The 14,837-nt window shown below is 34.3% G+C and carries 13 protein-coding genes and 1 tRNA gene; 8 read left to right on the top strand and 6 right to left on the bottom strand.

Features of this window, described 5'->3' with window-relative positions:
- The first annotated feature begins 26 nt into the window (after nt 1-26).
- Together BLS90_RS05730 and BLS90_RS05735 are read left to right on the top strand one after the other, a co-directional pair.
- Nucleotides 27-1,250, top strand: coding sequence for a metallophosphoesterase family protein (locus tag BLS90_RS05730; protein WP_091256320.1), 1,224 nt, complete (start codon nt 27-29; stop codon nt 1,248-1,250).
- 12 nt (nt 1,251-1,262) lie between these two features.
- Nucleotides 1,263-4,304 carry an AAA family ATPase gene (locus BLS90_RS05735; protein WP_091256323.1) on the top strand — a complete coding sequence of 1,014 codons (3,042 nt, stop codon included), beginning with the start codon at nt 1,263-1,265 and terminating at the stop codon, nt 4,302-4,304.
- Between the two features lie 151 nt (nt 4,305-4,455).
- Here BLS90_RS05735 and BLS90_RS05740 read toward each other — a convergent pair whose 3' ends face one another.
- Nucleotides 4,456-5,016 carry a DUF6642 family protein gene (locus BLS90_RS05740; protein ID WP_091256326.1) on the bottom strand — a complete coding sequence of 187 codons (561 nt, stop codon included), beginning with the start codon at nt 5,014-5,016 and terminating at the stop codon, nt 4,456-4,458.
- A 570-nt stretch (nt 5,017-5,586) separates the two neighbouring features.
- Between BLS90_RS05740 and BLS90_RS05745 the strand changes: the two genes are divergently transcribed.
- Both BLS90_RS05745 and BLS90_RS05750 read left to right on the top strand, forming a co-directional pair.
- Nucleotides 5,587-5,901: a helix-turn-helix domain-containing protein gene (locus tag BLS90_RS05745; protein WP_245705049.1), complete on the top strand. Its 315-nt coding sequence runs from the start codon at nt 5,587-5,589 to the stop codon at nt 5,899-5,901.
- Entirely contained in the window at nt 5,901-7,193 is a 1,293-nt protein-coding gene (locus tag BLS90_RS05750) for a type II toxin-antitoxin system HipA family toxin (protein ID WP_091256330.1), read from the top strand. The genes BLS90_RS05745 and BLS90_RS05750 overlap by 1 nt, the downstream gene beginning before the upstream one ends.
- Before the next feature lie 523 nt (nt 7,194-7,716).
- On the opposite strand, the gene BLS90_RS05755 is transcribed toward BLS90_RS05750, so the two are convergent.
- Nucleotides 7,717-7,790: transfer RNA gene (locus BLS90_RS05755), tRNA-Arg, on the bottom strand.
- Between the two features lie 93 nt (nt 7,791-7,883).
- On the opposite strand from BLS90_RS05755, the gene BLS90_RS05760 reads away from it, so the two are divergent.
- On the top strand, nt 7,884-8,396 hold the full coding sequence (locus BLS90_RS05760; RefSeq protein ID WP_091256332.1) for an adenine phosphoribosyltransferase: 513 nt from the start codon (nt 7,884-7,886) through the stop codon (nt 8,394-8,396).
- On the opposite strand, the gene BLS90_RS05765 is transcribed toward BLS90_RS05760, so the two are convergent.
- The 4 genes from BLS90_RS05765 to BLS90_RS05780 form a co-directional block, all read right to left on the bottom strand.
- Entirely contained in the window at nt 8,393-8,533 is a 141-nt protein-coding gene (locus BLS90_RS05765) for an SsrA-binding protein (RefSeq protein WP_091256335.1), read from the bottom strand. The genes BLS90_RS05760 and BLS90_RS05765 overlap by 4 nt on opposite strands.
- A gap of 75 nt (nt 8,534-8,608) precedes the next feature.
- Nucleotides 8,609-10,666, bottom strand: a complete 2,058-nt coding sequence (locus BLS90_RS05770; RefSeq protein WP_091256337.1) for a M56 family metallopeptidase — start codon at nt 10,664-10,666, stop codon at nt 8,609-8,611.
- A 23-nt stretch (nt 10,667-10,689) separates the two neighbouring features.
- Nucleotides 10,690-11,058 (bottom strand): BlaI/MecI/CopY family transcriptional regulator, encoded by a 369-nt coding sequence (locus BLS90_RS05775; RefSeq protein WP_091256785.1) that lies wholly within the window; start codon nt 11,056-11,058, stop codon nt 10,690-10,692.
- A gap of 285 nt (nt 11,059-11,343) precedes the next feature.
- Nucleotides 11,344-12,561, bottom strand: coding sequence for an MDR family MFS transporter (locus BLS90_RS05780; protein ID WP_091256339.1), 1,218 nt, complete (start codon nt 12,559-12,561; stop codon nt 11,344-11,346).
- Between the two features lie 208 nt (nt 12,562-12,769).
- On the opposite strand from BLS90_RS05780, the gene BLS90_RS05785 reads away from it, so the two are divergent.
- From BLS90_RS05785 to BLS90_RS05795, 3 genes are read left to right on the top strand one after another with little or no spacing between them, the layout of a single operon-like run.
- Entirely contained in the window at nt 12,770-13,372 is a 603-nt protein-coding gene (locus tag BLS90_RS05785; protein ID WP_091256341.1) for a DUF1684 domain-containing protein, read from the top strand.
- The gene (locus tag BLS90_RS05790; RefSeq protein WP_091256343.1) at nt 13,372-14,025 is read left to right on the top strand and encodes a TatD family hydrolase; all 654 of its coding nucleotides are present in this window, start codon (nt 13,372-13,374) and stop codon (nt 14,023-14,025) included. Before BLS90_RS05785 ends, BLS90_RS05790 begins: the two co-directional genes overlap by 1 nt.
- A 50-nt stretch (nt 14,026-14,075) precedes the next feature.
- Nucleotides 14,076-14,789, top strand: a complete 714-nt coding sequence (locus BLS90_RS05795) for a tRNA threonylcarbamoyladenosine dehydratase (RefSeq protein WP_091256345.1) — start codon at nt 14,076-14,078, stop codon at nt 14,787-14,789.
- The last annotated feature ends 48 nt before the right edge of the window (nt 14,790-14,837 follow it).

The raw sequence follows: 14,837 nt of genomic DNA on the forward strand, positions 1-14,837 counted from the left end.
AAAGTCCTATTTAATAGAAATACAGCATGAAAATACTACACACTGCCGACTGGCATTTAGGAAAGAAACTAGATCACTTTTCTCGTTTGGAAGAACAAAAGAAAGTAATGAATGAAATATGCACTATAGCGAATGTCCAAAATGCGGATGTAGTTATAGTAGCAGGGGATTTATTTGATACGTTCAATCCTCCAGTCGAAGCTGTAGATTTGTTATATAAGACGTTGAAAAAATTGACTAATAATGGCAAACGTCCTGTAATTGCTATTGCGGGTAATCACGATAGTCCAGATCGAATTGATGCTCCCAATCCTTTGGCTAGAGAATGTGGGATTCTTTTTGTAGGGAATCCTGATGTGACCATTCCCACTATCACCATAGAAAACGGTTTTGAAATTACGCAATCGGAAAATGGATTTTTAGAAATTCAACTGCCGCAATATGAATTTCCTATTCGCTTTATCACAACACCTTATGCGAATGAGATGCGCTTGAAAACCTACTTAGGAGCCGAAAACAAGGAGGAACAATTGAATCAATTATTACAGAATTCTTGGGCGGCGCTAGCAGATAAATACTGCGATAATAAAGGAGTTAATATCCTAACTACCCACTTGTATATGCTGAAACGCGGAGGCGAAATCTTAGAAGAACCAGAGGGTGAAAAACCGTTGCGAATTGGTAATGCGGATATGGTTTACACGGATTGCATTCCACACCAAATTCAATATACCGCTTTGGGACATTTACATCGTTTTCAAAACGTGGGTGGCCATCCTAATCCAGTCGTATATTCCAGTAGTCCGTTGTGCTACAGTTTTGCAGAAGCGGGTCAGGATAAAAAAGTAGTTCTTATTGAAGCACAACCAAACGAGCTTGTAAAATATACAGCTATTCCACTGCAATCGGGTAGGGTTTTACATCGAAAACGATTTGAAAATACAGACGAAGCAGTACTATGGTTATTAGAAAACCCATACTGTTTGGTTGAGCTGACTTTGGTTAGCGATTCTTTTTTCGCCAGTCAAGATTTAAAAAGAATCCATGAAAGTCACGACGGAATCATCTTTATCATTCCAATTGTGACAAAGGATGGGAATGCGGAACAACACACTCCAAAAGTAAATTTAGATCAGAATATTCAGGGATTGTTCAAAGATTACTTTGTATCGAAACACAAACAGGAACCAAACGAGGAACTATTGGATTTGTTTAATGAGATCATTGGAAGTCAAGCTAAAAACGACTAAAAAAAACCTTTTATGTTACCACTAAAGTTGAGTATAAGCGGATTGTATTCTTATCAGAAAAAGCAAACGATAGATTTCGAAGAATTGACTAATGCGGGTTTATTCGGTATTTTTGGCGCAGTAGGTTCCGGGAAATCTTCTATTTTGGAAGCGATTGGTTTTGTTTTATATGGGGATACGGAGCGTTTAAACAAGACAGACAAGCGTTCCTATAATATGTTGAATCTAAAATCTGACAAAGCCAATATCGAATTTGAATTCTTAAATTTTGAAGAACGGAAATTCAAATTTGTAGCCGATTGGAAGCGGAAAAAACGCTTTGAAGAAACCACTTCTATTGAACGCCTAGCCTATGAATGGATAGGGGAGGAATGGGTTCCAATGAATTCTGCTGATGCCACAATCATCATTGGTTTAACCTATGAAAATTTTCGTCGGACCATTATCATACCACAAGGAAAATTTAAGGAATTTTTAGATTTGAAGGGCAAAGATCGTTCGGATATGATGAAAGAGATTTTTCACCTTCAACGTTTTGATTTAGCATCCAAAGTGGGATTATTACAGAGTAACACCAGAACAAAACTAGATCAATTAAAAGGAGCTTTATCCGGATTTGAAGCTATTTCTGCTGATGCTATTTTGGCCTTGGAGAAGGAAGTTATAGCAGCGAATAACGAATTGCAAAACGACAAAACAGGGTTAAGTTTAGTTGAAAAAGAACTAAGTGAACTCAATACATTAAAGGCAAACTTTGAAGATTTAGAAAAAAAGCAACAGCAGCTTTCTAAATTGAACGCTGAAAAAGTGACGATGAATGCTTTGGAGTTGGAAATAGATTTGTTCGAAAAAACGGAACGGAATTTTAAATCTAATTTAATCACTTTAAAAACAGAGAAGACGGCTTTAGAAAAAGCGAAAGAAAATCTGATTACTACTGAAAATCTCAAGAAAATAGTAGTGGATAGCAATTTGAAAAGTCAAAATGCTTTAGAAATAGTGCAGCCTGATTTTGAAACCCTTGAAATTTCTAAGAGTAAAGTGTCCGATTTAGAATCCATTGAAAAAATTATAATCGCAAAGAGTGCTTTGGTCGTTTTAGATGAAAAAATAATAGTGGAGGAGGCTTTGTTTTTAGCTAGTGAAAAAAAAGAAAAGGAGGTAGTTGCAAAATTAGACAAAATTCAGGGGCAATTGGTCGACGCCAAAAAAAAGCGATTGCAGGCTTCTTTCTTAGTTGATTTAGGAACTTGGTATCAGCAGCAGCGAAACCTCCAGAATAATTTTGATGTACATAACATTAAACTTGATTCTTCGAAGCAAGAATTAAAGTTAAAAACAGCAGCTTTTCTACTTTTGGAACTGCCTTTTGATAGTTGGAAAAACGTGTTAAAAACAAAAGTAGAATCAATTTTTTTCGAAAAGGAAAAAGCAATTGATATAAGAACTAAACTATTAGTGTCTAAAGAGTTGGTACACTATGCTGCCAATTTGCACGATGACGAAAATTGCCCGCTTTGCGGATCGCAAGAGCATCCAAATGTGATGCAAGGGGAAGATGTCTCGAATAAATTAGTACTTATTACCCATACAATTGCTGATTTAGCCAATAAAGAAGCGAAAATCAGTCTAAAACAGGCACAAGCTGAGAAATTAGAATTCGAAATATATCATGTTCAAGCGCAACTGAAAGGAATTATTGCGGAATGCGAAACCATTGAAAAGGAACAGAAAATGCATCAGTCAAATTTCATTTGGAAAGATTTTGACGCAAAAGATTCGCAGTCTTTTGAAGCTACAAAAATACAACAACACCTTTTAGAAAAAGAAATAGTAGCTTTAGAAAATGACGAAAACGAGCTTCGCAAGGAGCGGGAAAGTATTTCGTTGGTACTAAAAAACAACAATACTTCGAAGGGCGAATTCGAAGCAATAAAAGCTGCTAAAAGAGGCGCTGTTGATAATGAATTGTCGCAATTGAAAGTACTTTCATTTGCCGATTATGAATCAATTTCAGCTGCTTCAATTCAAGCTGAAAAAATCGTCCTGTATAATAAAAATATAAAAACAGCAACAGATTATCAAGTGATAAAGGAGCAAATTGCACTTCAAAATCAAGAAATGGCAACGCTCACAGGAAGTTTAATTACATTACAATTGCAAGTAACTGAGAATGAAAAAACTCTAGCACAAACACAAAAAATCATTGCCGAATTACTGCAAGAATATTCTTTTTCATCAGTCGAAGAAGTGAGAACAATACTTTTAAAAAACTGGAATATAGCAGCAGAAAAAGAGAAAGTCAAAGTTTTTACCGGGAATTTACTAATTGTTAATAATTCTGTTTTCGAAGCAGAGAAACTGATCCTTGGTAAAACTTTCGAAAATAAAATTTTAGAAGAAAAAACTTTACAATTTTCTACTTTCAAATTAAAATTTGAAACTCAATTAGGAATTGTTTCTGCTTTACTAGAAAATTTGAAACGCGTTCAGGCACAATTTGTTGAAAAAGCAGATTTGCTAGCCCAATTTGAACTATTAAATACCCGTGCGACTAATTTAGTTACGCTGGCAAATATGTTTAATGCAAGTGGTTTTGTAAACTATGTTTCGAGTATTTATTTGCAAAATTTAGCCGATGTGGCCAATGTTCGTTTTCATCGCATGACCAAAAACCAATTGAGTCTCACGATTAATAGTTCCAATGAGTTTGAGGTAATTGATTATCTCAACAATGGAGCTTCGAGGAGTGTGAAAACGCTTTCCGGAGGTCAAGGATTTCAAGCTTCTTTATGCTTGGCTTTAGCTTTAGCAGAAAGTGTTCAGTCTTTAAATAAAAACGATAAGAATTTCTTTTTTATTGATGAAGGTTTTGGAACACAAGATCCCGAAAGTGTCGCTGTGGTTTTTGAAACGTTGCAATCGCTGGATAAAGAGAACCGAATTGTTGGAATTATTTCCCACGTAGCCGAACTACAAGAACGCATTCCCCGCTCAATTAATGTCGTTAAGCAGGAGGAAAAAGGAAGTGTGATAAGCGAAAGTTGGAATTAAAACGAGACGTTTTTTACAAAAAAAATGGTAATAAATAGCTTTAACTATTCGTGCTTTTTTTGATGCCTATTTTGCTAAAAAATTAAAAAGAAGAGCAACGGTGTAAGTCTTGACTTTTTTAATTGGTTAAAAAGGTTTCGAGATTCGCTTTTTAATAATACAATCTAAAATCAAGGAGCTTACAAAGAGCAAAGTGCTTTTCATGTAATTCTTCAACGATTTGTATCAAATCATCTCCGTCTTGGCACAAACTGAAAAATACTTTATCTAAATGAATGCTACTTATAGAATCGAATTTTGCTCCATAACCCGAAATGGCTCTTGCTCCAGTAATATCTAAAAAGTACTGTGCTTCTTCCGCGCTTAAGTCCACTACCTTTTCATTTGCGAAATGTACAATTTTACCTTTCATTTTTCCTTCAAATAGTTCGGCTATTTCTTCTAAACTGTAGTAATATTCATTAATACAAATGCTATTTTCCTCTCCTTGCATCACTAAATAGATGATTTCATAATCCTTAAAATTATGATCGTCATAAAGTAAAGCACTTAAACTATCGTCCAAACCTTCAATTGTATCGCATGTTTTGTAAATACTTGAAATTCCTTGCTCAAAAGCCAGTAGTTCTAAGCTTTTAACCACTTCTGTTGTAGTGGTACTTTCTGCATCGGGTACGGCTTCAAGGCAGAAAATAAATTTATCCTGATCCATTGTTATTAGTTAATGAGGTGCATAATACCAACAAATGTATGATTTTATAGAGACATAAACTTGAAAAGTGAAAACAGATCGAAGGTGATTTTAAGATGGGGTGTGTAAGTTCTGCTTATAAAGTGAATGTACTTTTTTAGTCGCTCAATATCAGTAGTTTATTTTGTACTAGTTTTGATTGTTTTTTAAATAATTAGCAATAACAGCTTTTTGATACAGGGGCATTATTGTTTTATAAACATTTAAAAGTAGGAATTTTCTTTTAAGAATAAATAAATATTTTTGGAATAATTTACAATTGATTTTTTAAGTAGATTAAAGCAACTATTGAAGAATTTAGCAATCAAATTAGTTACAATAGTAGATGTGAGTTTAATATAGTTTTTTTTATATTTTGTTGGTAAAAACCAACATTAATAGGTTTTTTAATCAATTGCGATGGTATTTACCAACAAAAAGTGCTAGCTATCCGTTAATTATTAAATTTTACTTATATTTGTTGGTAAATACCAACAGTAATATTATTTTAAACAGATAATAATGGGAAATACCAACATAGACTGGGTTGCAATGAGTGATACCGCGATCGTGAGTAAAATAGGCGAATTCATAAAACAAGAGCGATTAAAGAGTAATAAAACACAAGCGCAATTGGCGGACGCAGCGGGTATCAATCGTTCGACATTAAGCCAAATTGAAAATGGTGAGGCCATCACAATGCTATCACTTATTCAAATTATGAGGGCTTTAAATATTTTACAGCTCTTAGAAGGGTTTGCTATAAAACACGAAGTGAGTCCACTAGAACTGGCCAAACAAGACAAACAAATTAGGCAACGTGCTAGAAATAGTGATAGCGATAACGCCAAAAAATCCGACTGGTAATGATTACAACTGCTTTTGTGAAAATATGGGGAGAAACAGTAGGAGCTGTTGCGTGGAATGCGGAAACAGGTTTGGCAAGTTTTGAGTATGATCCAAAATTTATAAATAATAAAACCGATTTGGCACCGCTAAAAATGCCGATAATCAATAGTATGAAACGTATTTTTTCGTTTCCAGAGTTACGGGACATAAAAACATTTAAAGGGTTACCGGGATTATTAGCGGATGTATTACCGGATGATTATGGTAATCAATTAATCAATAGCTGGCTAGCACAAAACGGTCGTCCAGAAAACAGCATGAACCCGGTTGAACTCTTGTGTTTTATAGGAACACGCGGAATGGGCGCTTTAGAATTTGAACCTTCACAGCTTAAAACCACCAAAAGAGCGTTTGATATTGAAGTTGATAATTTGATTCGTATTTCTCAAAAAATGCTATCCAAGAGAGATCGTTTTGAAACCAACCTGAGTGAAGATGAGCAACAAGCCATGTTAGATATTCTAAAAATAGGAACTTCGGCTGGTGGTGCTCGACCAAAAGCTATTATTGCCTTTAACGAAAAAACAGGTCAAGTAAAATCGGGACAGACTAGCGCTCCAAAAGGTTTTGAACATTGGTTACTAAAGTTAGATACGGTAAGCGATGTACAATTTGGCGAAAGCACAGGCTTTGGCAGAATTGAAATGGCGTATTACCTAATGGCAAAAGCTTGTGAAATTGATATGATGGAGTGCAGACTATTGGAAGAAAAGGGCAGAGCACATTTCATGACGAAGCGTTTTGACCGTGAGGGTGGCGAACAAAAACACCACATACAAACGTTGTGTGCCATGCAGCATTATGATTTTAGCCAAATTACCGGTTTTAGCTACGAACAACTATTTCAAACCATGCGTTTGCTGCGATTACCCTATCCTGAGGCAGAGCAAATGTTTAGAAGAATGGTGTTTAATGTAATCGCTAGAAATTGTGATGATCATACCAAAAACTTTGCTTTCAGACTAAAAAAAGACGGGAATTGGGAATTGGCACCAGCTTATGATATTTGTTTTGCGTTCCGTCCAGGAAGTGATTGGGTAAGTCAACACAACCTAAGCATCAATGGAAAAAGAAAAGACATTACTAAAGCGGATCTTTTGCAAATTGCAAAGAGCATGAATATAAAAAAGGCTGAAGCGATAATTCAAAAAATTAGTGATACCGTTACAAACTGGCATGAATATGCAGCAATAGCTAAAGTGGATACTAAATTGAAAGAAACAATAGGTTACGCTCATTTAATTTTATAAAAATGGTTGGAGCTAAAGTAATTTAAACACGAACGTATAATGCTAAAACATAATTTTCTGCTTTAATGCTAATGATTCAAAGAAAGAAGAATTTGAAACCAAAGAAGAAGCATGAATAAGAGTAGTTGAGGAATGGCGAAATTACTTTGAATTAAAATATTGCGATGCTAAAATTAGCGCATTGGTATAAAAAAATGAGGAATATGGGTTTTGAACTTCCATATTGTCCTCAATATAATTAAGGATAACCCATTTGTGATTAGTTTTTGATGGAAATTTTTTGTCAGTTCGAGTATTTTTATCCCCAAACTTCGGGAAGAGAAATGTATCGAGCCCTTCGATAAAAACGCAAGACAGAGAAAAATTTCATTAAAAATGGTTCTTGATAGACTTCACCTCGAGTAGCGGCGCGTATGAGAAGCGTTGAACTTGATCCATCTTCGTATTGATCCTAAAAATGGACTAAATATCAAATAAAAAATCCCTAAAATACTGTTTTTAGTACTATTAGGGATTTAATCTGTGACCTTGACTGGATTCAAACCAGTAACCTCTTGAGCCGTAATCAAGTGCGCTATTCAGTTGCGCCACAAGGCCATTTGCAAACCGTTATAATAACTTCAATGCGGGTGCAAATATAGGGATAAATGTGTAATTTGCAACTGTAAAATTGTAAAAAAATAAAAAAAGATGTCGTTAGAAAAGTATATCCGTGATATTCAGGGATTTCCTAAAGAAGGAATTTTGTTTAAAGATATAACTCCGTTGTTAATTGACCCAAAAGCAAGGAAAAAATGCCTTGATATATTGGTTTCATCACTTGTCAATAAAAAAATTGACAAGGTAATAGGAGTAGAAAGTCGGGGTTTTTTCTTTGGAATGTTAATCGCACAAGAATTAAATGTTGGTTTTATTCCGGTTCGAAAACCGAATAAGTTGCCTTACGATACCATTTCTGCAACTTATGATTTAGAATACGGAACCGATACTTTAGAAATTCACACCGATGCGATTCAAAAAGGGGACCGAATTCTGATTCACGATGATGTTTTGGCAACAGGGGGAACAGCGAAAGCAGTTTGTGAATTAGTAGAACGATTGGGTGGAGAAATCGTGCAATGCAATTTCCTGATGGAATTAGCTTTTTTGAATGGAAGGGCAAAAATCAAAGGGAATGACATTTTTGCCGCAATTACGTATTAATCCAGCGCACGTGTGGTTACGTAATACCTGAAACCAATAATCGCCATTTGCCATTTCTTGGCTTTAGCCAAATCCAAGCGTTGTTTAGTAAAACTAGGTAAAATGATTTTGTTGATTTGTGCTAGGATTTTATACATAGGGTTTTAGTTTGGACAAAGATATAAAAAAAGACGGTCTTGATGGGGACCGTCTTTTCGTGTTTTTGGATCAGTTTATTTTTTTTGAAATTCTTTTGTTTGAACTTCAATGATTCCATTTAGAGCTTTTTCTCCATATTTCTTAATCATCGCCATTTTTCTAGCTTCTAGATTAGTTGAAATTTTTTCAACACTCATGTTGTCAATTTCATCGGGTTTTAATTTATCCAAAGTCTCAAAGTCACTAATTTTTCCGTTAATAACGATAACTGCTTTTTTGTAATCTACATTCTTGTTGATTTGTATTTTTTTAATATTGTCCTCTGGCGAAAATGTTCCAAAATTTATCTCCCAACCTTTATTATCTTTTTTAACATGGTCTTCTCTAGGAGCTTTAGATTTAAAAGTTGGGGCAGTAGGAGGAGTTGGTAGCTCTGGGATCATTTCTTTCGTATCCAAATAGCTTTTTTTAATAATGCGGATTGAGTTCTTGGCTGAAGCTCCATCTTTTTCTACATTTACTGAGCTAATGTGATTTGGATTCATATTTTCGGCTTCCAGTGGGCTTACTTTTTTTCCGTCAATAAAATACTCTGCATCACCCGGAATACCAATTATTTCGGTCGTTTTCTTAGTAATCGTATATGGATTTTTTGGTTTTTGAAGAATATTTAAACTAATAGGATCTACATTTTCTAATCCCAAAGTGGTTGCTTGTACTTTAGAATTAAATATATTTGCGTTTTGAGATGTTTTTCCTTTTGTCACAATATTGATTATGGATTTATTATTCTCCTTAGAAACATTCATTGTGGCTATATCATCCGGATTAGTTCTGTCTAATTCTTCGTTACTAACTTTTTTACCGTCGATAAAAATTTCCTTGTCGATCACGGACGGAGCATTAGGAACAACAAGCATACTTTGTTGATTGCTACTATTTTCATCTGAACCAAAATTTACAGTAAGCATTCCATCATTATTTTTAGATACTATAATTCCAAATTTATTTATTGCTTCATTTCCTTTTGTTTCCATTTTCTGTGCAATTTCTTTTCCTTTTTTTAAATTAACTTTTATAGCGGTTAGTTCGTTTTTAGAATTTCTTTTGATTCCAGAAAAGTCAGCTATTATGGCATAGTTTTCTTTTAAATTCCTAGATTTTTCTTTTAGTTCTTCATCAGTGGTGTTTTTGTCTATTTCGTAAACATCTATTGCTTTTTCATTTGTTTTTATGTTTTTTGGCGTTGCTTGAAGATCTACTTTTTCTTGAGCTATTACATTTACTTGAAATAACATCACAAATGCTATTAAAGCAGGAAGTACTGTAGCATACTTCCAGGAATTCAATTTTTTTGATTGATTTTTGTTTAACATAACGATTCGTTTTTTGATTAATGATTGATAAAAATGGTTGGTAATGGCAACACAATTTTCGTGTGTTGTTATTTTTAAAAGCGTTAACTGATACGCTTTTTTGTCGGATATTTTTTTTGTGGCTTCGCTGTCAGCAATGAATTCCAAGTTTTGTAAGATGGCTTTTTTGTACAGCCAAATGAACGGATTAAACCAAAAAAAGATACAAAACAGTCTTGAAATTAAAACATCAACAGTATGATTTTGTTCGCTGTGTACTTTTTCATGTTCCAAAATATTTTCTAGTTCGGAACTGCTGTACAAGGATGAATTGTAAACGATGGTATTAAAAAAAGAAAAGGGAGCGAGATTGTCTTGTAAGTCTATAAATTTAAAATCCGCTTGACGTTTTATGGTTTTTCCTTTCACTATTTTTTGCAAACTGTAAAAATCAAAACTAAATTTGGTCAAAAGATACAATGTGCCAATGCAGTACAGCACTGCTAATCCTAGATAAATATACTCTTGCGTGTGGTCTTCATCAACAATTGTACTTATGGGTAATGAGGACCAATCATAATTTACAGGAGTAGGTTCTACCCATATTATTTTGGTATAAACCACTAACGGCAATAGAACGGAAGTGAATAATCCCAATAACAAAAACCAACGATTGCTTGTAAAAAAGGTTTCTTTTCGCAACATTAAATGATAAGCCAAATAAAATAGCGCAATTAATCCACTGGATTTGATAAGATAAAGATAGAATGCTTCCATAAATAATGTTGTTACTATAGCGTTTATATTTCCTCTTTTTGATTTTCAATCATGGCTAAAATTTCTCGTAATTCCGCAGCTGAAATTTTTTCTTCTTTTGCAAAATGCGAAACCATATTTTTATACGAACTATTGAAATAATTATCGATCGCCGTATTCATGAAGCGTTTTCTATAGTCTTCTAAACTCACGATTGGAAAGTATTGGTGCGTGTTCCCAAAGGCATTATGCGATACAAAACCTTTTTCTTCGAGGTTTCGAACAATAGTAGAAAGGGTGTTGTAATGAGGCTGTTCTTCAGTGATTTCTGATAAAACTTCTTTTACGAATGCTTTTTTGAGCTTCCATAAAATGTGCATAATTTCCTCTTCTTTGTTGGTCAGTTTTTGCATGATTTTTATATTTAAATCAAACATACAACTATATTTGCAGTTTACAAACTACTTTTATAGTTATTTAACTATTTTTTTAGTTTTTTAACTTCTAGCAGTACTTTTTATAAATTGGAGAATCTTTTTATCAGAGAAGTTATTATGAAAATGAATTTGCGTGAGGGATAAAAGCTGGCTACCGCAGTAGCGCGTATAGCCCGACGCTATAAAAAAAAGGGGCCAGTAACGATGTTGTTGCTTAGCCCCTTTTTTTTATAGGGTCACGCCCAAAGAATGATAGTGGTATTAATTTTGTTCTTTTTGAACGAGTTTTCGAAGCCAGATGCAACCTGCTACGGAAAGTATTCCTAATGTTCCCATGACAAACCAGTTGGCTTGATAACCAAAAGCAGCAATGATTTCCAGTCCCGTCTTTGAACTGGCAATGTGCGCTAAGCTGAAACTCATTGTAAACAAAGCCATATAGCGGCCTTCATGGCCTTTCGGCGCCCGACTTAAAGCGAAAGAGTTGGAGAAAGGAAAGATGAACATTTCGCCAAAAGTGATAAAAATAATACTCACAATCAGTATTCCTGCCCACATATTGATCATTAAGACATAAAAACTGACGGACATCAGGAAGGAACCCCAAAGAATAATTTTAAGTGTATCGATGCCTTTTCTTTGGCTAAAACTAACAATTGGCATTTCCAGAAAGAAAATTAAAAGTCCATTTAAAGACAGTAAAAGTCCGCTTTGAAACTCTGTTAACCCAAATTTTTCATTGTGATATAGCGGTAAAGTAGTGAAAAGTTGAAAGAAAAGCATGGCCGTAATAAAACAGATAAAAAGAAAAATCCAGAATATCTTATCTTTAAATACAGATGCTGGAATTTCGGTTTCGCTATTTGCAGCGTTTAAATCGGCTGGTCTTTTGCGTTCTTTTACCAGGATAGTGAAAATTAAAATGGATACAATGCAGGAGCTTCCGTCTACCCAAAATAAGCCACTATACCCTAAATTCATAATAATTAATCCTCCCAAAGCAGGTCCTGCAGTAAAACCTAAATTAACTGCCAGTCGAACTAAAGTTAAGGCTCTAGTGCGATTTTCAGGTTTAGCATAAGTCGCCAAGGACACAAACATGGCGGGACGAAACATGTCAGCAACGGTCATTATAACGAACATTCCAATGCATAATCCCCAGAAAGTCCGAATGTATTGTACCAAAAACAGTAATATTCCGCTGGTGAATAAACTAAAAACCATGATTTTATAAAAACCTATTTTGTCTGATAATTTACCGCCAAGCCACGAACCTAACATGGAACCAAAACCAAACGCAACCATGATCCATCCCACTTGTGCATAGGAAAAATTCAAATCCTCCTTTAAATACTTGGATAAAAAAGGCAGTACCATCGTACCAGCACGATTGATAAAAGTGATGAGTGTCAGAATCCAAATTTCTCTGGTAAAGCCTCTGAAATTATTGATGTAACGTTGAAAAGCAGTTTTGAGCATAAGGTTCATTTCTAAGCTACAAATTTACAATGTTTTTTAGGAGCTATTTCCAGCTATTCGTTACAATCTTTTATTTTTTTGAAGAAAAAAAATAAAAGGATTTTCACTGCTATCTGGGCTAGGAATTGGTATTATAAACTTATTTATTCCAATATATAAACGTTGCCACTTTATAACTTTTAAACTATTTTTGCATAAAATCATACAAATGAAAACTCTGCTACTTTTTGCGTTTTTAGTTCAACTAAATTTTGGCTTTGGCCAAAATAAATTTGATGTTTCGGCGGTGGAAAAATTCCAAACAGAATTGAATGCAGAATATGCCGATGCAAAGACAAGTCCACTGACTGCAGGAGATTTGGCAGTTTTTAAAACGCTGGATTTTTATCCTGCAAACGAAACTTTTTATGTGGTGGCTAAGTTGATCAGGATGCCAAAAGAAAAGCCGTTTGAAATGAAAACATCAACAGACAGAAAACCATTTTATGTGAAATATGGTGAACTTTTTTTCACAATTGATGGTCAGGATTTGAAACTGAATGTCTATAAAAATATTGAACTTTCAAAAAAGAAGGAGTACAAAGACTATTTATTTCTGCCGTTTTCTGATTTGAGTTCTGGCAAGGATAGTTACATTGGCGGGAAATATATTGATTTAAGAATTCCAAAAGGAGATACCATTGTGATTGATTTTAATACGTCTTACAATCCTTATTGCGCGTATAATTCGAAATATTCTTGTCCAAAAGTTCCTTTAGAAAACGATTTGGATATTGAGATACAAGCTGGGGTCAAAAAATTTCACGACTAATGGAATTCTTTAATCTGCACACACATAAATATACGAATCAACCCAATATTTTGGAATTAGTCAATCAATATCCACAAGAATTTGATGCAACGATTCCGAATTATTCCATCGGGATTCATCCGTGGTTTATTGTGGAAGAGCGAATAGAAGCTGATTTGGTGATAATCGAAAGTAAATTACAAGAGGCAACTTGTCTGGCTGTGGGCGAATGTGGATTGGACAAACGCATCGAAATTTCTATGGAATTTCAAGAAATGGTTTTTGAAAGGCAATTACTTTTGGCACAACAATATAATAAACCCGTTGTGATACATTGTGTTGCTGCTTTTCAGGAATTGATAGCCATTAAGAAAAAATTGAATATTTCAGTTCCAATGCTGATTCATGGCTTTTCCAAAAATGCACAAATTGCCAAACAATTAGTGGACAATGGATTTTATATCTCATTTGGTAAATATTTATTGCTCAATAAGGAACTAGAAACTGTTTTTAAAAGCGTCCCCAATAATCGATTTTTTCTAGAAACAGATATTACTGATGAAGGAATTGAAGCTGTATATGAATTGGCAGCTAAATACAAAGGAATTTCTGTTAATGAAATACAGGAAATAGTGAATAGTAATTTTAATAAAGTTTTTGATTTCAGATTGTAGATTAACAATTTGAGATTTCTTAAGAACTTTTAACTTTAAACAAAAAAACAATGGCAGAATGGACAGAAAGAGCCGAACTTTTATTCAAGAAAGAAGGTTTAGATAATTTAAAAAATGCAAATGTATTGGTTGTAGGATTGGGTGGTGTTGGCTCTTTTGCGGCTGAATTTTTGGCAAGAGCAGGAGTGGGTGCCATGACTATTGTTGATGGTGACGTAGTTGATATTACCAATATAAACCGACAATTACCCGCTTTACATTCGACTGTGGGGCAACCAAAAATCACAGTTGTTGGGGATCGATTGATGGATATCAATCCCGAATTGAAATTGACTCGTGTACAAGAATTTCTTTCGCCAGAGCGTGCTTTTGAGATTGTTTCAGAAGAATTTGATTATGTTTTAGACTGCATCGACAGTGTGACTCCAAAGTTGAATTTGATTATTGCCGCCAAACGAAAAAGAGTCAAAATCATAAGTAGCATGGGTGCTGGCGGGAAAATGGAAGCTTCTAAGGTGAAAGTGACCGATATTACGAATACCGTAAATTGCTTCTTTGCTAAAACTATTCGTCGCCGATTGAAAGAATTTAAAATTGACAAATTAAAAGTCGTTTTTTCTTCAGAAATTCAAGACGAATCGAGTTTAAAAATGACCGATGGTTCCAATTTCAAAAAATCATTTTACGGAACAAACAGTTATATGCCTGGGTTATTTGGCTTATATGCTGCCGAAACCGTGATTCGCTATTTATTAAAAAAATAGTGTTGGTTTTTCAGTCTCTATATTAGAATTTAAAACTCATAATTTATA

The sequence above is a fragment of the Flavobacterium omnivorum genome (genome assembly GCF_900099915.1).
Classification (GTDB): domain Bacteria; phylum Bacteroidota; class Bacteroidia; order Flavobacteriales; family Flavobacteriaceae; genus Flavobacterium; species Flavobacterium omnivorum.